The following is a 24,408-nucleotide window of genomic DNA, read 5'->3' as shown; positions in this document are numbered from 1 at the left end:
GCCCGCCCGGGATGACGTCTTTCACGTCCTGGAGATTTTGGTTAGCACAGGTAATTTGTTATGCTAACGATATGCCTACCGATGCCCACCTCCTTGCCCGGTCGGTGGCGCGTCTCAATCGCCGGCTTCGTCAGGAGCGGCAGAGCGATCTGACCCCGACCCAGCTCTCGGTGCTCGGTGCGGTGCTGAAGATCGGCCCTGCCACGCCCAGCGCGATCGCGGCGCACGAGCGCGTCCAGCCGCCGTCCATCACCCGCACCCTCACCTGTCTCGTCGACGAGGGGTACGCGATCCGCAAGCCCCATCCCGACGACGGGCGCCAGGTCCTCGTCTCGGTGTCCGAGAAGGGCGACGCGGTCCTCGCCGAGGAACGGACCCGTCGTGACCTCTGGCTCGGCCACCGGCTCGCCGCACTGACCGCTGTGGAGCGCAAGACCCTGAGGGAGGCCGCGGCGTTGCTCGAACGGCTGGCCCAGAGTTGAGCCCCACGTTCCGCGCGCTGGCGGTGCGCAACTACCGCATCTACATCCTCGGCGCGATCGTCTCCAACACCGGTACCTGGATGCAGCGGATCGGCCAGGACTGGCTGGTCCTGCAGCTGACCAACAGTGGCACCGCCCTCGGCATCACGACGGGCCTGCAGCTGCTGCCCGCCCTGCTCTTCTCGCCCATCGCGGGCGTCGTCGCCGACCGCCTCCCGAAGCGGACGATCCTGCGCTTCACCCAGGTCGCGATGGCCGTCCCCGCCGCGCTGCTCGGCATCCTCGCCGTCACGGGCGTGGTCCAGACCTGGCACGTGTACGCCCTGGCGTTCCTGTTCGGCATCGGCACGGCGTTCGACGCTCCGGCACGCCAGTCGTTCGTCGTCGAGATCGTCGGTCGTGACGACCTCGCCAACGCCGTCGGTCTGAACTCGGCCACGTTCAACCTGGCCCGCATGATCGGCCCCGCGCTCGCGGGCGTCCTGATCGCCGCGCTCGGCTCCGGCGTCAGTGCCGCGGGCTGGGTCATCCTCGCCAATGCGTTCAGCTACCTCGCGGTGCTGGCGTCCCTGCAGCTCCTCGACGGGAGCAGGCTGCGTCCGTCCGAGGTCACGGGCACCCGCAAGCGCGCGGTGCGCGACGGCGTCGCGTACGTCCGCTCGCGCCCCGACCTGGTCCTGATCCTCACGTGCGTGTTCTTCGTCGGCACGTTCGGGATGAACTTCCAGATGACCAGCGCACTCATGGCGACCGACGTGTTCGGCAAGGGCGCGGGGGAGTACGGCCTGCTCGCGTCGATCATGGCGATCGGCTCGCTCGCGGGCGCGCTCCTCGCCGCGCGACGAGCCAATCCGCGGCTGCGCTCGGTCGTCATCGCCGGCGCGGCCTTCAGCGTGGTCGAGATCATCGCCGGCCTCATGCCCACGTACGAGACCTTCGCAGCGATCCTCCCGGTGCTCGGGCTCTGCGCCCTGACGATGATGACCTCCGCGAACGCCACGGTCCAGCTCACCTCGAGCCCCATGATGCGCGGCCGTGTCGCGGCGCTCTACCTCATGGTCTTCATGGGCGGCACGCCGTTCGGTGCACCCCTGGTCGGCTGGGTCGGCGAGACGTTCGGCGCACGCTGGATGCTCACCGGTGGCGGCGGGCTGACGCTGGTCGGCATCGCGCTGGCGACTGCCTGGTACCTCAAGAACCAGGACGAGCAGCTCGAGGACCTGCGGGTCGCGATCCGGGATCTGCGCTGGCGAAATGCCCGTCGCACGCTCGTCCACGGCGTCGAGACCGATCGAGGACGTGTTCGCGTCCTCGAGTGACCTCGAGGACGCCGCGGCGCCGGGACGGTGGCCGTCCCGGCGCGTCGGGCGATCAGCGATAAACTGGTCGAATGTCCTTGATCGAGTCCCTCGCGCGATCCGTCGACGTGGTCACTCCCGACCTCATCGAGGTGCGCCGTGACCTGCACTCCTCGCCCGAGCTGTCGTGGCACGAGGAGCGGACGACCGACGTCGTGGCGACGTGGATGGACAAGATCGGCGTGCGCTACGAACGCCTCGAGGGCACGGGCCTGATCGCCGAGATCGGGCCCTCCGAAGGGCCCATCGTCGCGCTGCGCGCGGACCTCGACGCGCTGCCGGTCGTCGAGACGTCGCAGGACCCGTGGAGGTCGACGGTCCCGGGCGTCTCGCACTCCTGCGGCCACGACGTGCACATCTCCGCTCTGCTGGGTGCCGGCATCGCGCTGGCGAACGCCCACAACGAGCACGGCCTGCCCTTCCACGTCCGGCTGCTGTTCCAGCCCGCGGAGGAGGTCATGCCCGGTGGCGCCCTCAAGCTGCTCGCCGCCGGAGCGCTCAAGGGCGTGTCGCGCATCTTCGCGCTGCACTGCGACCCGTCGCTCGACGTCGGCCAGGTCGGCCTGCGGGAGGGGCCCATCACCGGGGCGTCCGACCACATCCACGTCGTCCTGTCCGGACGCGGCGGCCACACCTCGCGGCCCCACCTCACCGAGGACCTGACGTACGCGCTGGGCAGCCTGCTCGTGCAGCTGCCGGCCGTGCTGTCACGCCGGTTCGACCCCCGGGCGGGGGCCAGCATGGTCTGGGGCCAGGTGCAGTCCGGCAACGCCGCGAACGTCATCCCGTCCAGCGGTGAGCTCCGCGGCACGATCCGGATGCTCGACGCCTCCGCGTGGCACCAGGCCGAGCACCTCGTGCGCGGCATCATCAGGGACATCATCGAGCCGTTCGGGGTCAGCGCCGAGGTCAACTACACCCGCGGCGTCCCGCCGGTCGTCAACGACTTCGGAGCGACCGAGATCCTGCGTCGCGCCGTCACGGAGGCCATCGGACCCAGCGGCGTCGCCTCGACGTCGCAGAGCCTCGGCGGGGAGGACTTCGCGTGGTACGTCGAGGCGGTGCCCGGCGCGATGGGCCGCCTCGGCACCCGCACACCCGACGGTCCGACGTACGACCTGCACCAGGGGAACCTGCGGGTCGACGAGCGGGCGATCGCCGTCGGCGCCAAGGTGCTCGCGAGCGCCGCTGTGAGCTGAGTCGCACTCCTCGCGGGGGGCGCCCGCGTCGGCAGGTGAAGAATCGGTTACGGGGGCCCAGAATCCCGGGGTCGTGGTCCCGAACAGCCGGTGCGGAGATTAAGGTTCGACTCACGTGCCGGGGACCCGGCTCTGTTTCGAGGAGGAATTTTGCGTCGAATGACGAAGGCCACCGCCATCGCCGGTGTGGCCGTACTGGTGCTCGCTGCCGCGGGCTGTGGCAAGAACAGCGACGGAGGCGACGGCGACACGAAGGCCGGGTCCAAGGACAACTGCGTCAAGGCAGACCCGGACAAGAAGGTCGGCATGGCGTTCGACGTCGGCGGACGTGGAGACCAGTCCTTCAACGACTCGGCGGCCAAGGGCCTCGACAAGGCGGCGTGCGAGCTCGGCCTCACGGTCCAGACCGCAGAGGCGCAGGACGGCGAGCCCGAGTCGGCTCGCGAGGGTCGTCTGCAGCAGCTCGTCGACGCCGGGTTCGACCCGGTCATCGCGGTCGGCTTCGCGTACTCCCCGTCCCTGGCCAAGGTCGCCAAGGCCAACCCGGACGTGAAGTTCGCCATCGTCGACGACGCGGTCGAGGGCAAGAACATCACGAACCTGCTGTTCGCCGAGGAGCAGGGCTCGTTCCTGGTCGGCGCTGCGGCCGCTCTCAAGAGCGAGTCCAAGAACATCGGCTTCGTCGGTGGCGTCGAGACGCCGCTGATCAAGAAGTTCGAGGCGGGCTACGAGGCCGGCGCCAAGGCCGTGGACAAGAGCATCAAGGTCCAGGCCCGCTACCTCTCGCAGCCGCCGGACTTCAGCGGCTTCGGTGACCCGGCCAAGGGCAAGACGACGGCCGAGGGCATGCTCGACGCCGGTGCGGACGTCATCTACCACGCCGCCGGCGGCTCCGGTGGCGGTGTCTTCGAGGCTGCCTCGGCGGCCGGCAAGAAGGCCATCGGCGTCGACTCCGACCAGGCCCTCACGGCCGACAAGTCGGTCCGCGACACGATCCTCACCTCGATGCTGAAGAACATCGACGTGGCGGTGTACGACTACCTCGAGAGCGTCGAGAAGGGCGACTCCACGGGCGGTCCGATCGTCTACGACCTGAAGGACGGTGGCGTCGGCTACTCGACGACCGGCGGCCAGGTCGACGACATCAAGGAGAAGCTGGACGGCTACAAGCAGCAGATCATCGACGGCGAGATCACGGTCCCGACGAAGTAACTACTGCCGCCCTGGCCCGGACCACCGCTGTAGCGTGGGTCCGGGCCAGGGCTTGTCCTGACACTGTGAAGCGATGAGGGGCTTTGTGAACACCACGAGCACGAGCGAGGACGTGGTCGTCCGACTGCGTGACATCGGCAAGACCTTCCCCGGTGTGGTGGCCAACCACGACATCAACATCGACGTGAGGCGTGGCACGGTCCACGCCGTCGTCGGGGAGAACGGCGCCGGCAAGTCGACGCTGATGAAGATCCTGTACGGGGTCCAGAAGCCGGACTCCGGCACGATCGAGGTCAACGGCACCCTCGTCAACCTCTCGTCCCCGGCCGACGCGATCGCGGCCGGCGTCGGCATGGTGTTCCAGCACTTCATGCTCGCCGACAACCTCACCGTGCTCGAGAACGTCGTCCTCGGCGCCGAGAAGCTGCACGGCATCGGCGACAAGGCCCGCACGCGCATCCGCGAGATCTCCGACTCGTACGGCCTGGAGATCGATCCCGACGTGCTCGTCGAGGAGCTCGGCGTCGGCGCCCGCCAGCGGGTCGAGATCCTCAAGGTGCTGTACCGCGGAGCGTCGATCATCATCCTCGACGAGCCCACCGCCGTGCTGGTGCCGCAGGAGGTCGACGAGCTCTTCGGCAACCTCGCCGAGCTCACCCGGGAGGGCCTCGCGGTCATCTTCATCTCCCACAAGCTCGACGAGGTGCTGTCCGTCGCGGACGAGGTCACCGTCGTGCGCCGCGGCACGACCGTCGACACGGTCGCCGCCTCCTCGGTCGACTCACGCCAGCTGGCCGAGATGATGGTCGGCTCCGAGCTGCCCAACCCCGGCACCGAGACCTCCACCGTCACCGACCGGGTCGTCCTGGAGGTCCGCGACCTCACCCTGCCGTCGGCGAGTGGCCGTGACCTGCTCAGCGACGTCAACCTCGTGATCCGCTCCGGGGAGATCCTCGGCATCGCCGGGGTCGAGGGCAACGGCCAGGCCGAGCTCGTCGAGTCGATCATGGGCATGCGCCCGAACGCCACCGGCTCGATCACGCTGGCCGGCACCGACCTCGCCGGACGGTCCACGCGCGACCGCCGCGAGGCCGGCATCGGCTACATCCCCGAGGACCGCCACCGCCACGGGCTGCTGCTGGACTCCCCGCTGTGGGAGAACCGGATCCTGGGCCACCAGACCCGCGAGCCCAACGTCAGCGGCCCGCTGATCGACCGTGGGGGAGCGCGCAAGGACACCCAGCGCATCGTCGACCAGTACGACGTCCGCACGCCGGGCATCGACACGCTCGCGCGTGCCCTTTCCGGCGGCAACCAGCAAAAGCTCATCGTCGGCCGGGAGATGGCCGACGACCCCGTGCTGCTCATCGCGTCGCACCCCACCCGCGGCGTCGACATCGGCGCGCAGGCGGCGATCTGGGGGCACATCAAGCGGGCCCGTCGCGAGGGCCTCGCGGTGCTGCTCATCTCGGCGGACCTCGACGAGCTGATCGGCCTGTCCGACACCATCCGGGTGATCCTGCGTGGACGCCTCGGCGAGACCTTCGACCCCGCGACGGTGACCCCGTCCATGCTGGGCTCGGCCATGACAGGAGCAGGGGCGTGAAGAACCCTCGTACGACCAGGATCGCACTGGCGATCGGGGCCCCGGTGCTCGCACTCGTGGCCGCCTTCCTCATCACCAGCCTCGTGCTGGTGCTCGCCGGGGACGACGTGGGCGGGGTGTGGAGCCAGATCCTGAGCCTGCCCAACGACCGCGGCTACGTGAACATCATCAACGCCGCGACGGTGTACTACCTGTCCGCGATCGCGGTGGCGATCGGGTTCAAGATGAACCTGTTCAACATCGGTGTCGACGGCCAGTACCGCGTCGCCGCGTTCACCGCCGCGGTCGTCGCCGGCGAGGGCTGGCTGCCCGGCTACTTCAACACCGCGCTGGCCATGGTCGCGGCGGTGCTGGTCGGTGCCGCCTGGGCGGGCATCGCGGGTCTCCTGCGAGTCACCCGCGGCGTCAGCGAGGTCATCTCCACGATCATGCTCAACTCGATCGCGACGGCGCTCGTGGCGTACCTGCTGCGCAAGGCCGCGGTCGACAACCCGGGCAGCAACATCACCGCCACCAAGCCCGTGCCCGAGGGCAGCCGGGTGGGCGGGTTCAGCCTCTTCGGCGACGTGCCGGCCACGGTCTACGGCCTGGTGCTCCTCGCGGTCGCGGTCGGCTTCCTCTACTGGTTCGTGATCAACAAGACCCGCTTCGGCTTCGACCTGCGCGCCACGGGCGCCTCGGAGTCCGCCGCGGTCGCCAGCGGCATCAACGTCAAGAAGATGATCGTCATCTCGATGCTGCTGTCCGGCGGCGCCGCGGGACTCGTCGGCATGCCGCTGCTGTTCGGCAACGACTACGCGTACGGCTCGACGTTCCAGTCCGGCCTCGGCTTCGCCGGCATCGCGATCGCGCTGCTGGGCCGCAACCACCCCGTCGGGATCGCGCTCGGCGCACTGCTGTTCGCCTTCCTCGACGAGCAGTCCAACCCGCTGCAGATCCTGGTGAACGTCTCGCCCGACATCGTCAAGATCACCCAGGGCACGATCGTGCTCACGGTCGTCATCGCGTACGAGGTGGTCCGCCGCTACGGCGTCCGCATCGAGCAGCGCCGGGTGGCCACCGTCCTGGACGACCAGCCCGCGACGAAGGAGGTGTCCGCATGAGCGCCGTCAACGACGTCGTGGCCCCGGTCAAGGCGGCCGCGCAGAAGCTCACGTACGGCTGGATCATGATCTGGCTGGCGGTCGGCCTCGTCCTGTTCTCGCTGCTGCGCATCATCACCGGCGCGAACGACCTGGACTCCTCGGGCACCCTGCGCGCGACGCTCGTCGCGGCGATCCCGATCGGCCTGGCCGGTCTCGGCGGTCTCTGGGCGGAGCGCGCCGGTGTGGTCAACATCGGCCTCGAGGGCATGATGATCCTCGGCACGTTCGGCGCCGGCTACTTCGGCTACTTCTACAGCCCCTGGCAGGGCGTCATCGGCGCGATCGTGCTCGGTGCCGCCGGCGGCCTGCTGCACGCGGTCGCGACGGTGATCTTCGGCGTCGACCACATCGTGTCCGGCGTCGCGATCAACATCATCGCGCTGGGCGCGGTCCAGTACCTCGCGGCGCTCGCGTTCACCGGCGTCCCGGGCGGCGGACAGACCCAGTCGCCGACGATCCCCAGCCTGCCGTCCATCACCCTGGACTTCCTGTCCGACCCGCTCGGCGACCTGGAGCGCAAGCACTGGTTCGTGGTGTCGGACCTCGCCGCGCTGGTGCGAGCGCTCGTCACGAACCTGTCGGTGCTGACGATCATCTGCCTGCTGCTGTTCGTCCTGACCTGGTACGTCCTGTGGAAGACGCCGTTCGGCCTGCGGCTGCGCTCGTGCGGCGAGAGCCCCGCCGCCGCGGAGTCGCTCGGCATCAACGTCATCCGCTACAAGTTCATCGCCGTCGTGATCTCCGGTGGCTTCGCCGGCCTGGCGGGCGGGTTCCTGGCCCTGGTCGCGTCCAGCACGTTCCGCGACGGCCAGACCGGCGGCCGTGGCTACATCGGCCTCGCCGCCATGATCTTCGGCAACTGGCGACCCGGCGGCCTCCTGGCCGGTGCGGGACTGTTCGGCTACACCGACACGCTGCGCCTGCGCGGCGGTGGTGAGACGATCCACGGTCTGCTGCTGCTGGTCGCGGTGGGTATCGTTCTGTATGGAATCTGGCAGTACCGCAAGACGCGTCACGTGTCGACGCTCGTCGGTGCGCTGCTCGGTGTCGCGGTCGCGGTCTGGTACTTCGCGACCGACTCGATCCCCGAGGACCTCACGGGCATGACGCCGTACGTGACGACGCTGCTGGTGCTGGCATTGTTCTCGCAGAGGCTGCGCATGCCGGCCGCTGACGGAAAACCGTATCGACGAGGGAGTGCAGGCTAGTGGCGCTGGGAATCACGGGGGCGGACGACCCCATCGACTGGGATGCGCTGACCCGCTACGCGACCGAGGTCATGGGCCGGGCCTACGCGCCCTACTCGAGCTATCGGGTGGGGGCGGCAGGACTCGTCGAGGACGGACGAGTCGTGCTGGGCTGCAACGTCGAGAACGCTTCGTACGGCGTGGCGCTCTGCGCCGAGTGCGGGCTGGTCTCGGCCCTGCACTCGACCGGCGGCGGACGCCTGCTCGCCGTGGTCTGCGTCGACGGCAAGGGCACCGCGATCATGCCGTGCGGTCGCTGCCGTCAGCTCCTGTGGGAGAACGGCGGACCGACCATGCAGCTCATGACGCCGAAGGGCGTCAAGACGATGGCCGACGTGCTGCCCGACGCGTTCAGCGCCGAAGACCTGGCCACAGCGTGACCCGTTACGCGGTCCAGCTCGACCCCGGCTCGCCGGACTTCATCCGTGACCCGTACCCGGTGCTCGCCTCGCTGCGCGAGAACGGTCCCGTCCTCTGGCACGAGCCGATGGGCGCCTGGCTGGCGACCACGCACGACGCGGTGAGCCAGGTGCTCCGCAACCGAGCGTTCGGCCGGCTGTGGACCGACTGGGAGCCGGCCTCGCAGATGGAGCAGTTCAACGCGCTCCACCGCAACCAGATGATGGAGAACGAGCCCCCGACGCACACCCGGCTGCGCCGACTCGTGGCGGCAGCGTTCGGACGCGGCCACGTCGAGCGCATGCGGCCCCGCGTCGAGGACCTCGCCAAGACGATGGTCGGCGAGCTCGGCGACAGCTTCGACGTCCTCGGCGACTACGCCGAGCCGATGCCCGTCTACGTCATCGCCGACCTGCTCGGCGTCCCGCGTGAGGACCACGCCCGTCTCCGCGACTGGTCGCAGGCGATCGTCCACATGTACGAGCCCAACGTGGGCGCGCTGACCAAGAAGGCGGCCATCGAGGCGAGCGCCGCGTTCTCGGACTACGTCCGCGAGGTCGTCGAGCAGCGTCGCAGCGCCCCCGGCGAGGACCTCATCACCGACCTCATCGAGGCCCGCGACGAGGGCGCCAAGCTCAGCGACGACGAGCTCGTGGCGTCCGTCGTGCTGCTGCTCAACGCGGGGCACGAGGCGTCCGTCAACGTCTTCGGCAACGGCTTCCACGCCCTGCTGCAGCACCCCGAGCAGATGGCGCGGATCGCCAGCGGAGAGGTCACGGTCGAGACGGCCCTCGAGGAGCTCATCCGCTACGACGCCGCGCTGCAGCTGTTCGAGCGCACGGCGACCGCCGACGTCGAGGTCTCCGGCCAGCTCGTCCGGGCGGGGGAGAAGATCGCCTGCCTGATGGGCTCGGCCAACCGGGACGCTGCGGTGTTCCCCGACGCCGACACGTTCGACGTGGGACGAGAGCAGAACCCGCACGTCGGCTTCGGCATGGGTCTGCACTTCTGCCTCGGCGCGCCGCTGGCGCGTCTGGAGCTGCAGATCAGCATCGCCACCCTGCTGGACCGCTTCCCGCACCTGCGGCTCGTCGGCGAGGCTCCCCGCCGGCCCACCTGGGTGCTGCGCGGGTTCGAACGCATCGACGTGGAGGTGGCCTCATGACCGAGAGCTTCGATGCGGTCGAGGTGATCGCGGCCAAGCGTGACCGCCACGAGCTCACCGACCCGCAGATCGACTGGGTCGTCGACGCGTACACCCGAGGGATCGTCGCGGACGAGCAGATGTCGGCGCTCGCGATGGCGATCCTGATCAACGGCATGAACCGTCGCGAGATCGCCCGCTGGACCCACGCGATGATCGCCAGCGGCGAGCGGATGGACTTCTCCTCGCTGTCGTGGACGACGTCGGACAAGCACTCCACGGGTGGTGTGGGGGACAAGATCACCCTGCCGCTGGCCCCGCTCGTGGCGGCCTGCGGCGTCGCGGTGCCCCAGCTGTCCGGCCGCGGGCTGGGCCACACGGGCGGCACGCTCGACAAGCTCGAGGCGATCCCGGGCTGGCGCGCGTCCCTGACCAACGACGAGATGATGGCCCAGCTCGAGGACATCGGCGCCGTGATCTGCGCTGCGGGCGCCGGCCTGGCCCCGGCCGACAAGAAGCTGTACGCGCTGCGGGACGTCACGGGCACGGTCGAGGCGATCCCGCTGATCGCCAGCTCGATCATGAGCAAGAAGATCGCCGAGGGCACCGGGTCGCTGGTGCTCGACGTGAAGGCCGGCTCCGGTGCGTTCATGAAGGACGTCGACCAGGCCCGTGAGCTCGCCGAGACCATGGTCGCCCTCGGCAACGACGCGGGCGTCAAGACCGTCGCGCTGCTGACGAACATGTCGACGCCGCTCGGCCTCACCGCCGGCAACGCGTGCGAGGTCGCCGAGGCCGTCGAGGTGCTCGCGGGCGGGGGACCGGCGGACGTCGTCGAGCTCACGGTCGCGCTGGCGCGCGAGATGCTCGCCGCCGCCGGCAAGGACGACCGCGACCCGGCCGACGTGCTGGCCTCCGGCGGCGCGATGGACGTCTGGAAGCGGATGATCCGCGCGCAGGGCGGAGATCCCGACGCCCCGCTGCCGGTCGCGAAGGAGACGCACGTCGTCACGGCGCCCGAGTCCGGGACCCTGCACCGTCTCGACGCGATGGGCGTGGGGGTCGCCGCCTGGCGTCTCGGCGCCGGTCGCTCACGTCCCGGCGAGCAGGTGCAGGCCGCCGCGGGCGTGGTCATGCACGCCAAGCCGGGCGACGCCGTCACCGCGGGCCAGCCCCTCATGACGCTGCACACCGACACGCCGGAACGTTTCGAGCGGGCAGTCGCCGCGCTCGACGGGGTGTATGACATAGGTACGGCAGGCGCGGAGCCGCCTCCCGTGGTCATCGACCGGATTGGATAGGTTCGTACGATGCGCATGTTGAACAACAGCCTGGAGATCGCCGCCGCAGCCGGGGAAGAGCTCGGGGTCAGCGAGTGGGTGGCCGTGACCCAGGACCGCATCGACATGTTCGCGGACGCGACGGGCGACCGGCAGTGGATCCACGTGGATCCCGAGCGCGCGGCCACCGGTCCGTTCGGCGCGACGGTCGCGCACGGCTACCTCACCCTCTCCATGCTGCCGTTCCTCGGCGCGCAGGTCTTCGCCTTCGCCGGTGACGTCGCGCGGGTCAACTACGGCCTCAACAAGGTGCGGTTCGTGACGCCGGTGACCGTCGGCTCGAAGGTGCGCGACCGCGTCGAGCTGCTCACGGTCGAGGACATCGACAAGGGCCAGCGCGCGACATTGCAGCACACGGTGGAGATCAAGGGCGGCGACAAGCCCGCATGCGTCGCAGAGGTCGTCACCCTGCTGATGGCGTCATGACACGATGACCTGGTGAGAGCCACTTCCGAACAGATCGCCAAGGCCCCGAAGGTCGCACTGCACGAGCACCTCGACGGCGGGGTGAGGCCCGCCACGATCGTCGACATCGCCACCGAGATCGGGCACGACCTGCCGGCCGAGGGCGCCGAGGCGCTCGCCACGTGGTTCGAGGAGGCGTCGAGCTCAGGCTCGCTCGTGCGCTACCTGGAGACGTTCGTCCACACCGTCGCGGTGATGCAGCGGCCCGAGGACCTGGCCCGCGTCGCCCGCGAGGCCGTCGTCGACCTCGCCACGGACGGCTGCGTGTACGCCGAGCTGCGCTGGGCGCCCGAGCAGCACCAGTCCGCGGGGCTGAGCCTGCGGGAGGCGGTCGAGGCCGTGCAGTCCGGCATCGAGGCGGGCCGCGAGGAGGCCGCCGGCCTCGGGCACCCGATCGTGGTCGGCCAGCTGCTCACGGCGATGCGTCACGCGAAGCGCGGCATGGAGATCGCCGAGATCGCGGTGGAGTACCGCCGCCGTGGTGTCGCCGGCTTCGACATCGCCGGGGCCGAGGACGGCTTCCCGCCGATCCTGCACCTCGAGGCGTTCGAGTTCCTGCGCCGCGAGAACGCGCACTTCACGATCCACGCCGGCGAGGCGTTCGGTCTCCCGTCGATCTGGCAGGCGATCCAGCGCTGCGGCGCCGAGCGCCTCGGCCACGGGGTGCGCATCGTCGACGACATCGACTGGGACGCCCCGGGTGGTCCGGTGCTGGGCGACCTCGCGGCGTACATCCGCGACCGACGCATCCCGCTCGAGATGTGCCCCTCGTCCAACCTGCAGACCCACGCGGTGCCCGGCATGACGTCGATCGCCGACCACCCGATCGGCAAGCTCAAGGACCTCGGCTTCCGGGTCACGGTCAACTGCGACAACCGGCTGATGAGCGGCACGTCGATGTCGCGGGAGTTCGAGCTGCTGGTCGACGCGTTCGACTACGAGCTCGGCGACCTGCGCTGGTTCACGATCAACGCGATGAAGAGTGCGTTCCTGCCGTTCGACGAGCGCCTCGCCCTCATCAACGACGTGATCAAGCCCGGCTACGCCGCCCTCTGACCCCAGACGCCGACGAGTCGCGCACGGACGCCGACGAGTCACGTACAGACGCCGACGAGTCACGTACAGACGCCGAGGAGTCACGCACGGATCCGTGCGTGACTCCTCGCTTGCCATATGTGACTCCCCGCAAGCGGGGGACCCCCAGTCGGCGGGTGGTCGGGCGGCCGGGTCAGGCAGCCTCGACCGTGCTGGCCTCGGCCGCGGGCTCCAGCGCGTACGCGAGGATCTCCGCGACATCGGCGACCGGACGGACGTCGAGCTCGGCGAGCACCTCCTCGGGCACGTCGACCAGGTCGACCTCGTTGCGGGCCGGGATGAAGACCGTCTTCAGCCCGGCGCGCTGCGCCGCCATGAGCTTCTGCTTCACGCCGCCGATCGGCAGGACCCGACCGTTGAGGGTGACCTCACCGGTCATGCCCACGTCGGCCCGCACGTTGCGGCCCAGGGCCAGGGACGTCAGCGCGGTCACCATGGTGACGCCGGCTGACGGACCGTCCTTCGGCACCGCACCGGCCGGCACGTGCAGGTGGATCGTCCGCTCGAGCGTCGCCGGGTCGATGCCGATCGCGTCGGCGTGCGACCTGACGTACGTCAGCGCGATCTGCGCAGACTCCTTCATGACGTCGCCGAGCTGGCCGGTGATCGCGAGCTTGCGCTCGCCCTCGTACGCGCTGGCCTCGATGAAGAGCACGTCGCCACCGAGACCGGTGACCGCGAGCCCGGTGGAGACACCCGGCACCGCGGTGCGCTCAGCCACCTCCGGGATGAACCGCGGCCGACCGATGTAGTCGATGAGGGTCTTGTCGTCCACCACCACGGGGCGGGTGACGTCCGGGTCGGTGAGCTTCGTGGCCACCTTGCGGAACACCTTGGCCAGCAGCCGCTCCATCTGCCGCACGCCCGCCTCGCGGGTGTACGACGCGGCGATCTCGCGGAGGGCCTCGTCGGTGATCTCGACCTCGTCATCGGTCAACGCAGCCCGCTCGAGCTGCCGCGGTGCCAGGTAGCGACGGGCGATCTGCACCTTGTCGTCCTCGGTGTACCCGTCCAGCTGGACGAGCTCCATGCGGTCGAGCAGCGGTTGCGGGATCTGCTCGATGACGTTCGCCGTCGCCAGGAACAGCACGTCCGACAGGTCGAGGTCGAGATCGAGGTAGTGGTCGCGGAACGTGTGGTTCTGCGCCGGGTCGAGCACCTCGAGCAGTGCCGCCGCGGGATCGCCCCGGTAGTCGGCACCGACCTTGTCGATCTCGTCGAGCAGGACGACCGGGTTCATCGACCCGGCCTCGCCGATCGCACGGACCAGGCGGCCCGGCAGCGCGCCGACGTACGTCCGGCGGTGGCCGCGGATCTCGGCCTCGTCACGCACGCCGCCGAGGGCGACGCGGACGAAGTTGCGTCCGAGGGCACGGGCCACGCTCTCGCCGAGGGACGTCTTGCCGACGCCCGGAGGGCCGACCAGCGCCATCACCGCGCCGGAGCCGCGTCCGCCGACGACCTCGAGGCCACGCTCCTTGCGACGGGCGCGCACCGCGAGGTACTCCACGATGCGGTCCTTGACGTCGTCCAGGCCGTGGTGGTCGGCATCGAGCACCGCGCGGGCCGCGGAGATGTCGGTGCTGTCGTCGGTCTTGACGTTCCAGGGCAGCTCGAGGACGGTGTCGAGCCAGGTGCGGATGTAGCCGGCCTCGGGGTTCTGGTCGCTGCCGCGCTCGAGCTTGCCGACCTCACGCAGGGCTGCCTTGCGGACGTCGTCGGGGAGGTCTGCCTCCTCGACGCGCTCGCGGTAGTCCTTGGTGTCCTCGGGCTCGTCGTCGCCGAGCTCCTTGCGGATCGCGGCGAGCTGCTGGCGCAGGACGAACTCGCGCTGGTTCTTGTCGATGCTCTCCTGCACCGACTCCGAGATCTTCTCGTTGACCTCGGCCTCGGCCAGGTACTCACGGGCCCAGCCGATCAGGGCCGTCAGCCGCGCGGCGACGTCCTCGGTCTCCAGCAGCTGGCGCTTCTGCTCCAGCTCCAGGTATGACGCGTAGCCCGCGGTGTCGGCGAGCTCGCCGGGATCGGTGAGCCGCTGCACGGAGTCGATGACCTGCCACGCGTTGCGCTTCTGCAGGATCGTGACGAGCAGGCTCTTGTACTCCTGCGCGAGGTCACGGACCTCGTCGGTGGGTGCGGCCTCCTCGACCAGCTCGGCCTCGACCCACAGGGCGGCACCGGGGCCGGTCACGCCACCTTGGATGTGCGCGCGCTGCTCGGCGCGCAGGACGGCGCCGGGTCCGCCGCCGGGGAGGCGTCCGACCTGCTGGATCGTGGCGATGACGCCGTGCGTGGCGTAGCGGTCCTCGAGGCGCGGAGCCACGAGGAGACGATCGTTGTTGCTCGTGCGCGCGGCGTCGACGGCGGCGCGCGCCGCGTCGTCGAGCTCGATCGGGACAACCATGCCGGGAAGGACGACGACGTCCTCCAGGGCCAGGACGGGGAACTGCTGCAATGTGCTCACGGGGTCTCCTCAGAGTTGAGTCTGATGGGCTCAACCACCGTCCGGGGACGGTTGTTCCGGAGAGCGCCTCCTGTTCGCTGACGGCGGACGCGCAGATAGGTGAGAGGTTGTCCATGCAGCCACCTCCACATTCGGCGCTAATACATTAGGATCAATTCTGTTGTGCACGACTGAGGGTATTCACCAAAAAGGAACGGGCGATGGAGAGCATTAGGCGCGAACGACTGCCCAAGGCGGCGGACGTGATCGTTTCCGCCATTCGTCGCAAGATCGTGATCGAGCGCTTGCCCGAGGGCACGGCGCTCCCCTCGGAGTCCGAGCTCACCGAGATGTACGGGTTGAGCCGTGGCAGTGTGCGTGAGGGCCTGCGGCTGCTCGAGCAGGATGGCTTGATCGAGATCAAGAGGGGACCGGGGGGCGGCATTCGTGCGCGGCAGCCCAACATCCAGAACGCAGGCTACGCCGCGGCCCTGCGCATGAGTCTGATGGAGACCACGGCCCTGGAGCTGATCTCCTTCCGGCTGCAGATCGAACCGTTCGCGGCCGCGCTCGCAGCCGAGCACGCCACGGACGAGCAGCGACAGCATCTGTTGTCGATTGCGTCGGCCGATGCCTACCAGAGCGACCAGCACGCGGACTTCCACGTGGCCCTGGCGGCCATGACCGGCAATGGTGTCGTGCAGCTGACGATGGAGATGCTGCACTCTCCGCTGGAGATGCAGGTCAAGGTGGAGGAGTCGACCGAGACGGACATCGCGTCGGCTCAGCGGGCCCACACCAAGATCGCCGAGTCGATTGCCGCAGGTGACGCGCCGCGTGCGAAGCGAACCATGACGAGCCATCTCGAGGGGTTCCGCGACTTCCTGATCGAGCACGATCTCGCCGATCGGCCGATCATCCCGCGTGACCACTGGGAAGGCCGGCTCTGACGCCACGTCGGCTCAGGCAGGCCCGTCCCTAGCCGGGCCAAAAAGTCACGAATGATTATCCTTTATGTGATCTAATGGTGGCGATGTCGTATGCCGCGGCATCTTTTGCGCGAGAGGGTGCCCCCATGCCGATCATCAAGGTGGAGCTGCTCGCGGGCAGGTCGTACGAGCAGAAGCGCTCCTTGGCGGCCGCGCTGACCGACGTGGCGGTCGATTCGCTCGGCGTCGCGCGCTCCAGCGTGCAGGTTCACCTGCAGGAGATGAGCGCTGAGAACGTGGCGATCGGCGGCACCCTCGTCGCCGAGACCGCGCCGCGCCAGTAGTCCTCCTGCCGGTTTCGCCCACCACGGCCGAGTGATCAGTCCTGTGGCGCTTGACACACCCGCGCGCTAGATAGAGACTATTCATTATGAAGAATCGAGAGATTATCCTTTTCTTCGTGATGTCCGGCGCATCCCCCCTGCGCCGATCCTGTGAGCAGAAGGAAATTCAATGACGATGAACTCGAAGCGTCGGAGCGTCGCCATCGCTGGTGCGGCCTCGGCCCTGGCCCTCAGCCTCGCGGCGTGCGGCGGCGGCTCAGCCGCAGGCGGAGACGACAAGGGGCCGATCAAGATCGGCGCTGTCTACCCCCTGACCGGGCCGGCGGCTGCCAACGGCGACTGGGCGAAGATCGGCACCGAAATCGCCGTCAAGGAGATCAACGCCAACGGCGGGATCGACGGCCGCCAGGTCAAGGTTGTCTACGGCGACGATGAGCTCGACGCCACGAAGGCCGTCACCGAGATGAACCGCGTGGTCAACCAGGAGAAGGTTGATCTGGTCCTCGGCCCCCTGTCGAGCGACCCGGTCCTGGCGACCCTGCCCCTGCTGAAGAGCACCAAGACCCCCTCGATCATGGGCGCAGGATCCGAGAAGGTCACGCCGGACATTGCTCCTTACAGCTTCTCCTGGACGATGAACGCCACGACGCAGGCGCAGGAGATGGTGGATGCCGCCGTGAAGGACGGTGCCAAGTCCATTGCGATCCTCAGCGACGGTGGCACGCAGGGCAAGACCGCTGCTGATGCCATGAAGGCCGACATCAAGAAGCGCGGCCTGAAGCTGTCGGGCACCCAAGAGCTGTCGATCAAGAACACTGACGTGACACCGCAGCTCCTCAGCCTCAAGAAGGGCAACCCGGACCACGTCCTGCTCTTCCCGGTGGCCAGCAGCGACACCGCCCGAGTCCTCGAGCAGGTCAAGCAGCTCAACTGGGACGTTCCCTTCACCGGGAGCTACGGCACGACCTTCGCGGACACCGTGATGGAGATCGCGGGTGACGACGCGTACGAGAACATGAACGCGATCACCTTCTCCTCGTTCAGTGCCTGCACGAAGGAGGAGGTCCCTGAGTCGACCTCGAGCTTCGTCAAGACGGTGCGGGCGTTCAGCGAGAAGCGCGCCAAGGGCGCGTCGTTCGACTCGATCGCTCAGTCGCACGACGCGGTCTATCTCTTCAAGGCTGCCATCGAGGCCACCGGTACGACGGACGGACCCAAGGTCGCCGCCTGGCTCGAGGAGAACGGCACGAACCTGCCCAAGGACATCCCGCTCGTGAACCAGGCGTTCGGCATGACCAAGGACACGCACTTCCTGTTCACCTCGGATTCCCTGTCGCTCGTCGACCCCGGCACGAGCGTCTCGGACAGCGTCTTCCAGCGCGCCGATTGCTCCTGAGGATCTAGGACGAGGAGGAGGGTGAGCTCGTGGATGAACTATCGATCATCCTGATTCGCGGTATCGGATCAGGTTCGGTCTTCGCACTGCTGGCGATGAGCTTGAACGTCATCTTCAACGCCAGCGGGATCCTGAACTTCGCGCAGGGTCACCTGCTCGTGGTGGCCGGTGTGCTGGCATTCCTGTGGTATCCCGAGGGCGGGGGAGTCGTGATCTGGTTGCTCTGCCTGTTGGCGGTGGCGGCAGGCATGGCAGTGCTGACAGGCTTCCAAGGTCTGCTCACCCTCCTCCCGCTCCGGTCGTCGGTGGAGCAGCACTCGTGGATCGTCACGACGCTGGCCGCCTCGATCATCACGGGTGCGCTGGTGACGCTGTCGATGGGGCCGAATGCCCTGAGCGTCAAGAACCCCTTCGGGACGTTCTCGTTCGCCGGCACCCAGGTGCCGTACATCTATCTCGGCCTGATTGCGCTCACCGTGATCGTCTATCTCGCCCTGCGATGGTTCCAAAGGACGTTCCTTGTCGGGCTGGCCCTGAGCGCCTTGTCCCAAGATCTGGAGGCAGCGCGCGCGGCCGGCGCGGCGACGCGTCAGCTCCAGGTCCTCTCGTTCGCCATCGCCGGCGTCGTGCTGGGACTTACCGGGTTCCTCGGTGCCTCGGTCATCGGCATCTCCGAGTCCAACGCACTCCAGTACCTGATCTTCGGCTTCATCGTGGCCGTCGTCGGCGGACTCGGCAACAACACCGGCGCGCTCATCGCCGGTCCCATCTTCGGTGTCCTGCTGATGTACGTCACCTACGAATGGGGCAACCAGCTCCAGACGCCTCTGGCCGTGGCGGTCATCGTGGCCGTGCTGATGCTGCGCCCCCAGGGCATCTTCGGACGACCTCACGCAAGGCGGGTATGACATGACCGAGACCATCACGACCACGACGGCGCCCCGGCGTAGGCTCACCCGCCTCATCAGGCCGGAGCTGCGAAGGGAAGTCGCACTCACCTTGGGCCTGGTCCTCGTGATCAGCGTCTACCCCTTGATCACCGGCAGCATCTATTGGCTGCAGATCATGATGATCGCCAACCTCTATCTCGTGGCGGCCGTGGGACTGAACATCCTGCGCTCCGAAGCAGGTCAGATGTCGTTCGGTCAGGGGGCCGTCTTCGGCTCGGCTGCCTATGCCACGGCGATGGCGTCGGGGATCGGCGGCTACTCCTTCGCCGTCTCTGCAGTCCTCGGCTTCCTCGCCGGTCTGGCCGTGGGTACGCTGCTGGCTCTGCCATCCTTGCGAGTCCAGGGCTACTACCTCGGTTTCGTCACGATGGCGGGTGCGCTGGCGTTCCCCGAGCTGCTTCACGTGTTCGAGAAGCAGACCCACGCACTGACGGGAATCACGGCACCTGTTCCGGCGCTGCAGGAGATCGTCTTCTGGCGGGTCGACTGGCTCACCCTCATCATCACCGTTCTCACGTGCGGATCGGTGGTCCTGTACGCGATCATCCGTTCCAGCCGTTTGGGACGTCAAATGCGTGTCGTGGGGGCGAGCCCCGAGGCCGCAGTGACTCTCGGTCTGCATCCAGGGCGTCTGCGCATGCTCGCCTTCGTCCTTGCTTCGGCGATCACGGCAGTGGCCGGAGTGCTCTACATCCCGCTGATCCAGTACGTCGCACCCGGATCGTTCACCATCGCACTTTCGGTGCTGCTGTACTTCATCGTCGTGATCGGCGGCCCTGGCACGGTTCTTGGGCCGTTGGTCGGAGTGCTGCTGCTGTACGTGCTGCCGAACGCCGTTCTGGCAGATGTCGGCGAGTACAGGCTGCTGATCTACGGAGGCATCGCATTCGTCGTGATGTTCCTGCTGCCCGAAGGTGTCGTGGGAAGCCTCATCGCTCTCCTCGACCGGTTGCGCCGCAAGAACGTCAAGGGGACGGTCTCTCTCGCCCCCGTGCTGGCGGTTGCCTCCGAGGACACCAGCCGCGCCGATGCCGTCAACCGCGATGAGGTGATCTTGGAGGCCGAGGGTCTCAGCCGGAGCTTCGGTTCGGTCAAGGCTCTCGACGACGTGTCCTTCGTGGTCCGCAGGGCGCAGATCCACGGAATCGTGGGTCCCAACGGGTCGGGCAAGACAACGCTGCTCAACTCCTTGTCAGGACTCATCAAGCTGGACGCCGGAACGGTCGTGTTCAACGGCAAGGACGTGTCCTCGTCCGGTGCCGTCCAGCGCGCTCGTCTGGGCATGGCCCGTACGTTCCAAGCACCGCGAATCTTCTCCGACCTGTCGGTGTGGGAGAACCTTGATGTCGGGCGGGGCGGTGCGGCGAAGGACGGCTGGCTCGGTGAAGGACTGGACATGGTCCGCGAGGAGTGGGACAGCACCCCCGGTGGTGTCCTGCCGCATGCGCAGCAACGCTTCCTCGAGGTCATCCGTGTCCTCCGCCAGGATCCGACGATCCTCGTGCTCGACGAGCCCGCGGCCGGACTGTCCCAGCTCGAGCGCAAGGAGTTCGGCAACCTGCTCCAGTCCGTCGTCGCAGCGACGGGTGCGTCCGTCGTGATCGTGGAGCACGACCTCGAGCTCGTCTGGCAGATCGCGGACGTCATCTCGGTGGTCGACAGCGGCCAGGTGCGTCTCTCGGGGACCCCGGACGAGCTGCGGAACCACCCGGCCATCAACCATCTCTTCGCGGGAGTGCAGCATGCTTGAGACTGTCAACCTGTCAGCCGGCTACGGGACGCTACCCGTGGTCCGAGACGTCGACTTCACCGTCTCGGCGGGGGAGATCGTGCTCGTGCTGGGTCCCAACGGCGCTGGCAAGAGCACGCTCATGAAGACGCTGGCTGGCTTCCTCGAGCCCAAGGCTGGGTCGATCACGCTTGGGGGCGAGTCCCTGGGGGGCCGCAACCCCGAGAGCATCGCCCGCGCCGGCCTTCGTCTGGTGCTCGAGGGACACCGTGTGTTCCCCGAGCTCACCATCGAGGACAACCTGCGTCTGGGCCAGCTGGCCCTCCCGCGCAGCCGGCGGCTACCGATCGGTGAGGTGTTCGATCGCTCGTTCGACGTCTTCCCGATCCTGGGCAAGAAGCGCAAGGACATGGCACAGAGCCTGTCAGGCGGTCAGCAGCAGATGCTGGCGCTCGTCCAGGCATGGACCGCGCAGCCCAAGATCCTGTTGTGCGATGAACCTTCGCTGGGCCTGGCCCAGTCGCTGGTCCCGGAGATCCTGTCCTTTCTCCGCGACCGTGCGGACGAGGGCATGGGTGTCGTGCTGGTCGAGCAGCTCATCGAGCACCCGCTCGCCGTCGCGGACCGGGTTGTCATGCTGCGCCAGGGCAGTGTCCTCATCGATGGCCCCGCGGCTGACTTCGCGGACCGGGATTACGTGGCACGGCTCATGACCGGAGAAGAGACTCCCGGCGTTCCGTCCGGGGTCTCCGGGGTTCTCTGACCCGCACGCTCCGGCACAGCCCACCAGGCCGCGTCGCCCCCTCGGGGGCGGCGCGGCCTGGTCGTGTGTCCGGCATCAGAGCGGCGCGAGTCATCGGCAGGTCCTGTGCTCGACGATCGGTCGGCGCCCCAAATGACGATGGCCGCGCCTCCCGGAAGGGAGACGCGGCCACGGTCGCGACATCGGTGGGGGCATGGATCAGCCCATGTAGCTGCCGCCGTTCGCATCGATCGTCGCGCCGGTGACGAAACCGGCCTCCTCGGAGGCCAGGAATCCCACGACCGCAGCCGTGTCCTCGGGCTGCCCGAGCCGGCCCACGGGGATCTGAGCGGCCCACTGCCGGTTGACCTCCTCGGGCACGCCGGCAGCCATGGGGGTCATGATGCGACCCGGCGCGACAGCGTTGACCGTGATCCCGTACGGCCCGAACTCGTGGGCCAGGGTCCGGGTGAGACCGAGCAGACCGGTCTTGGTGACGCCGTAGTGGACGCCTGCCACGCGGGCCCCGGTACGGGCAGCCTGCGAGGACATGTTGACGATGCGTCCCCAGCCGGCGTCCCTCATGTCGGGAAACACGGTCTGGACCCCGATGAACGGGCCGGTCAGGTTGACCGCGAGCACGGCATCCCACTCGGCCCTGCCCATCTGGTCGGCAGGGACCTTCGCGCCGTCCCGCTTGGGCGAGATGGCGGCGTTGTTGACCAGGATGCCGATGGGCCCGAACGCCGACCGCGCCTCGTCGGCCAGGCGCTGCCAGTCCTCGGTGCTCGCGACATCGACGACCGCACAGCGGAAGGACCCCGCCAGGTCGGCGTGGTCGTCAGCGAAGCGCTCCAGCGCCTGGCTGTCGATGTCGGCGACCATCACACGGGCACCCCGGCTGATCAGCTCAAGGGCCACGGCAGCGCCGATGCCGCCGGCGGCGCCGGTGACGATGGCGCAGCGCTCGAGAGGTTGCTGATGGGTCATGAGATCTCCGTCGGGACGATGTCGGATGAGAGGGGCCGCAGCACGACGAGCGCGTCCACGGCGACCGGCCGGCCGCTTCGGTCGGCGAGAAGGGGGTTGATCTCGATGGACTCTGCGTGCTCGGCCGCGGCTGCGGCGAGCCGTGAGAATCCCGCGACGGTCTCGGCCAGCTCTCGCTCGTCGACGGGCGTGCGACCCCGCACGCCGCGCAACAGGGCCACGCCGCGGAGGCTCTCGATCATCTCGGTCGCCTCGGTCACCCCGACCGGAGCGGGACGGATCGCGACGTCCGCGACGATCTCGGTGAGCACACCGCCGATGCCGAGGACCACCACAGGACCGAAGACCGGATCGGTGGTCATCCCGAGGATCAGCTCGGTCTCGGTGGGGACCATCTCCTGCAGCACGAGGCGGCGGTCCTTCAGGTCGAGGTCCGCTGCCACCTGCAGGACCTCATCGGCCGCGGTGAGCACATCCTCCTCGGTGGCCAGTCCCACGCGGACGGCACCGTGCTCGGTCTTGTGGGCCACCTCGTCGGACAACAGCTTGAGCACGACCGGCAGCCCCAGCTGCTGGGCGGCCTCCCAGGCGGCGGGTGAGGAGTCGACAGCGATCTCGCCGACTGTGCGGACACCGTGTGCGGCCAGCAACGTCTTGGCTGCCACCTCGTCCAGGTACGCCGCGCCGCGCTCGCGTGCGTCCGTGAGCACCTCGAGGTCGTGCACGGGCGCGTCGTCGGTGCGGGTGCTCAACGGGTTCGCCGATCGGTGGGCGTCCCTGGCCAGTGCCGCTGCCGCCCGCATCGCTCGGACCGGTTCTGAGAAGGTGGGCACGCCCGCAGTCGAGAGCAACCGCGCCGGGCGCCCGGAGCCGCCGACCCATGTCACCAGGATGGGCTTGGTCGTGGTCTTGGCGAGCTCGATGATCCGCTCGCAGATGCTGTCCTCCTCGGCTTCGAGGTTGCCGAGCAGCACGAGCAGGATGTCGCTGGACGGGTTGTCCAAGCAGACCTCCAGCGCATCGATCAGCATCTGCTGATCGGCTGCGATCGCCCCCGTGGTGTCGATCGGGTTGGCGACGGCGGCGTGCGGCGGGAGCACAGCGGCCATCTTGGACTGCCACACGTCGTCCCAGGTGAAGACGTCGAGGCCGAGGTCCTCGGCGTAGTCGGTCATCAGCACGCCGGCGCCGCCGGACAGCGTCACGATGCTGACCTTGTTGCCCTCGGCCCGGGCCTCACCTGCGAAGACCCGGCCGAGGTCCAACAGGTGCTCGACGTCCATCGCGCGGTGCACGCCGTGGCGGTTGAAGACGCCTTCGTACACCGTGTCCGCGCCGGCAAGTGCACCGGTGTGCGAGGCGGCCGCCTGGGCTCCGCGGTCGGAGCGGCCGACCTTCATGAGGCACACCGGGATGTCGGCAGCGCGCGCCTTCTCCAGTGCTGTCTCGAGCCGCTCGCCGTCACGGATGCCCTCGACGTACCCGAGGACGACGCGGGTCGTGCCCTCGTCGACGAGCTCCTCGACGATCTCGGGGAGGGTCAGGTCAGCCTCGTTGCCCGTGCTGAAGAAGCGGCCGACGCCGATGCCCTGGGTGTGGGCCATGTTGAGGATGAACCCACCCATCGCGCCGCTCTGCGAGGCGAAGGCGATGCCGTCGTCGGTCGGCTCGAACCGGTCCTGGTCCAGCCCGGTCATGAAGGTCGTGGTCAACCCGTTGCCGATCGACACGGCTCCCACGCTGTTGGGGCCGAGGATCCGGACGCCGGCGCGGCGTGCGGTCTGCAACAGGCTGTTCTGACGCTCGACACCCTCCGGGCCGGTCTCGGCGTAGCCGGAGGCGAAGACGATCGCGAACGGGATGCCGGCCTCGCCACAGGCCTCGACGGCTGACTCCACGGCGGCCTGGGGGAGCACGATGACCGCCAGATCGGGCGTCTCGGGCAGCTCGGCGATGCTCGGCCATGCCGGGATGCCCTGCACCGTCTCACGGGTCGGGTTGACGGGGTAGACAGTGCCGGCGAACCCGTACTTGCGGAGGTAACGCTGAGTTCGACCGGACGGCTTGATCCCGCTGTCGGAGGCGCCGATGATCGCCACGCTGCGTGCAGACAGCAGGATCTCGACGGGAGTGCGGGCGGTGGTGTTCGTCATGTGCTGGGTGCCTTCGTGTGCTGGAGGACGGGAGGTCAGG

At 68.6% G+C, this 24,408-nt stretch carries 21 protein-coding genes; 18 read left to right on the top strand and 3 right to left on the bottom strand.

What is annotated here, in order from left to right; genetic code table 11:
• The first annotated feature begins 71 nt into the window (after positions 1–71).
• The 12 genes from C3E78_RS14185 (at position 72) to C3E78_RS14130 (ending at position 12,653) form a co-directional block, all read left to right on the top strand.
• The gene (locus C3E78_RS14185) at positions 72–482 is read left to right on the top strand and encodes a MarR family winged helix-turn-helix transcriptional regulator (protein WP_108579467.1); all 411 of its coding nucleotides are present in this window, start codon (positions 72–74) and stop codon (positions 480–482) included.
• Positions 479–1,801: an MFS transporter gene (locus tag C3E78_RS14180; RefSeq protein ID WP_108579465.1), complete on the top strand. Its 1,323-nt coding sequence runs from the start codon at positions 479–481 to the stop codon at positions 1,799–1,801. Before C3E78_RS14185 ends, C3E78_RS14180 begins: the two co-directional genes overlap by 4 nt.
• A 71-nt stretch (positions 1,802–1,872) precedes the next feature.
• Positions 1,873–3,039 (top strand): amidohydrolase, encoded by a 1,167-nt coding sequence (locus C3E78_RS14175; protein WP_108579463.1) that lies wholly within the window; start codon positions 1,873–1,875, stop codon positions 3,037–3,039.
• Between the two features lie 159 nt (positions 3,040–3,198).
• Positions 3,199–4,251 carry a BMP family lipoprotein gene (locus tag C3E78_RS14170; RefSeq protein ID WP_108579461.1) on the top strand — a complete coding sequence of 351 codons (1,053 nt, stop codon included), beginning with the start codon at positions 3,199–3,201 and terminating at the stop codon, positions 4,249–4,251.
• A 73-nt stretch (positions 4,252–4,324) separates the two neighbouring features.
• Positions 4,325–5,857 carry an ABC transporter ATP-binding protein gene (locus tag C3E78_RS14165; RefSeq protein WP_108579460.1) on the top strand — a complete coding sequence of 511 codons (1,533 nt, stop codon included), beginning with the start codon at positions 4,325–4,327 and terminating at the stop codon, positions 5,855–5,857.
• Entirely contained in the window at positions 5,854–6,960 is a 1,107-nt protein-coding gene (locus C3E78_RS14160) for an ABC transporter permease (protein ID WP_108579458.1), read from the top strand. Before C3E78_RS14165 ends, C3E78_RS14160 begins: the two co-directional genes overlap by 4 nt.
• Positions 6,957–8,210, top strand: a complete 1,254-nt coding sequence (locus C3E78_RS14155) for an ABC transporter permease (RefSeq protein WP_108579455.1) — start codon at positions 6,957–6,959, stop codon at positions 8,208–8,210. Before C3E78_RS14160 ends, C3E78_RS14155 begins: the two co-directional genes overlap by 4 nt.
• Positions 8,211–8,215: 5 nt before the next feature.
• Positions 8,216–8,629: a cytidine deaminase gene (locus tag C3E78_RS14150; protein WP_424922773.1), complete on the top strand. Its 414-nt coding sequence runs from the start codon at positions 8,216–8,218 to the stop codon at positions 8,627–8,629.
• Positions 8,626–9,813 (top strand): cytochrome P450, encoded by a 1,188-nt coding sequence (locus tag C3E78_RS14145; RefSeq protein WP_108579451.1) that lies wholly within the window; start codon positions 8,626–8,628, stop codon positions 9,811–9,813. Before C3E78_RS14150 ends, C3E78_RS14145 begins: the two co-directional genes overlap by 4 nt.
• Positions 9,810–11,093 carry a thymidine phosphorylase gene (locus C3E78_RS14140; protein ID WP_108579449.1) on the top strand — a complete coding sequence of 428 codons (1,284 nt, stop codon included), beginning with the start codon at positions 9,810–9,812 and terminating at the stop codon, positions 11,091–11,093. The genes C3E78_RS14145 and C3E78_RS14140 overlap by 4 nt, the downstream gene beginning before the upstream one ends.
• Before the next feature lie 9 nt (positions 11,094–11,102).
• Positions 11,103–11,558: a MaoC family dehydratase gene (locus C3E78_RS14135; protein WP_108579447.1), complete on the top strand. Its 456-nt coding sequence runs from the start codon at positions 11,103–11,105 to the stop codon at positions 11,556–11,558.
• 12 nt (positions 11,559–11,570) lie between these two features.
• Positions 11,571–12,653: an adenosine deaminase gene (locus C3E78_RS14130; RefSeq protein ID WP_199906832.1), complete on the top strand. Its 1,083-nt coding sequence runs from the start codon at positions 11,571–11,573 to the stop codon at positions 12,651–12,653.
• Positions 12,654–12,825: 172 nt separating this feature from the next.
• On the opposite strand, the gene lon is transcribed toward C3E78_RS14130, so the two are convergent.
• Positions 12,826–15,156, bottom strand: coding sequence for an endopeptidase La (gene lon, locus C3E78_RS14125; protein WP_108579443.1), 2,331 nt, complete (start codon positions 15,154–15,156; stop codon positions 12,826–12,828).
• A 200-nt stretch (positions 15,157–15,356) separates the two neighbouring features.
• On the opposite strand from lon, the gene C3E78_RS14120 reads away from it, so the two are divergent.
• The 6 genes from C3E78_RS14120 (at position 15,357) to C3E78_RS14095 (ending at position 21,246) form a co-directional block, all read left to right on the top strand.
• Positions 15,357–16,085 (top strand): FadR/GntR family transcriptional regulator, encoded by a 729-nt coding sequence (locus tag C3E78_RS14120; RefSeq protein ID WP_108579441.1) that lies wholly within the window; start codon positions 15,357–15,359, stop codon positions 16,083–16,085.
• A 125-nt stretch (positions 16,086–16,210) separates the two neighbouring features.
• On the top strand, positions 16,211–16,408 hold the full coding sequence (locus tag C3E78_RS14115) for a tautomerase family protein (RefSeq protein WP_135804819.1): 198 nt from the start codon (positions 16,211–16,213) through the stop codon (positions 16,406–16,408).
• Positions 16,409–16,577: 169 nt separating this feature from the next.
• Positions 16,578–17,804, top strand: a complete 1,227-nt coding sequence (locus C3E78_RS14110; RefSeq protein WP_108579437.1) for an ABC transporter substrate-binding protein — start codon at positions 16,578–16,580, stop codon at positions 17,802–17,804.
• A gap of 29 nt (positions 17,805–17,833) precedes the next feature.
• Complete coding sequence (locus C3E78_RS14105; RefSeq protein ID WP_159085900.1) at positions 17,834–18,712, top strand: branched-chain amino acid ABC transporter permease; 879 nt, start codon at positions 17,834–17,836, stop codon at positions 18,710–18,712.
• Between the two features lies 1 nt (position 18,713).
• Positions 18,714–20,504, top strand: a complete 1,791-nt coding sequence (locus C3E78_RS14100; RefSeq protein WP_108579433.1) for a branched-chain amino acid ABC transporter ATP-binding protein/permease — start codon at positions 18,714–18,716, stop codon at positions 20,502–20,504.
• Entirely contained in the window at positions 20,497–21,246 is a 750-nt protein-coding gene (locus C3E78_RS14095) for an ABC transporter ATP-binding protein (protein ID WP_108579431.1), read from the top strand. Before C3E78_RS14100 ends, C3E78_RS14095 begins: the two co-directional genes overlap by 8 nt.
• Positions 21,247–21,444: 198 nt before the next feature.
• Here the strand turns inward: C3E78_RS14095 and C3E78_RS14090 are convergent, their stop codons facing one another.
• Together C3E78_RS14090 and C3E78_RS14085 are read right to left on the bottom strand one after the other, a co-directional pair.
• Positions 21,445–22,215, bottom strand: a complete 771-nt coding sequence (locus tag C3E78_RS14090; RefSeq protein ID WP_108579429.1) for an SDR family NAD(P)-dependent oxidoreductase — start codon at positions 22,213–22,215, stop codon at positions 21,445–21,447.
• A complete protein-coding gene (locus C3E78_RS14085) occupies positions 22,212–24,368 on the bottom strand; it encodes an acetate--CoA ligase family protein (RefSeq protein WP_108579427.1) in 2,157 nt (718 codons plus the stop codon). Before C3E78_RS14085 ends, C3E78_RS14090 begins: the two co-directional genes overlap by 4 nt.
• Between the last annotated feature and the right edge of the window lie 40 nt (positions 24,369–24,408).

Origin of the sequence: Aeromicrobium chenweiae (genome assembly GCF_003065605.1) — a bacterium.
GTDB lineage: Bacteria > Actinomycetota > Actinomycetes > Propionibacteriales > Nocardioidaceae > Aeromicrobium > Aeromicrobium chenweiae.
This window is presented reverse-complemented; position numbering and strand designations above follow the sequence as displayed.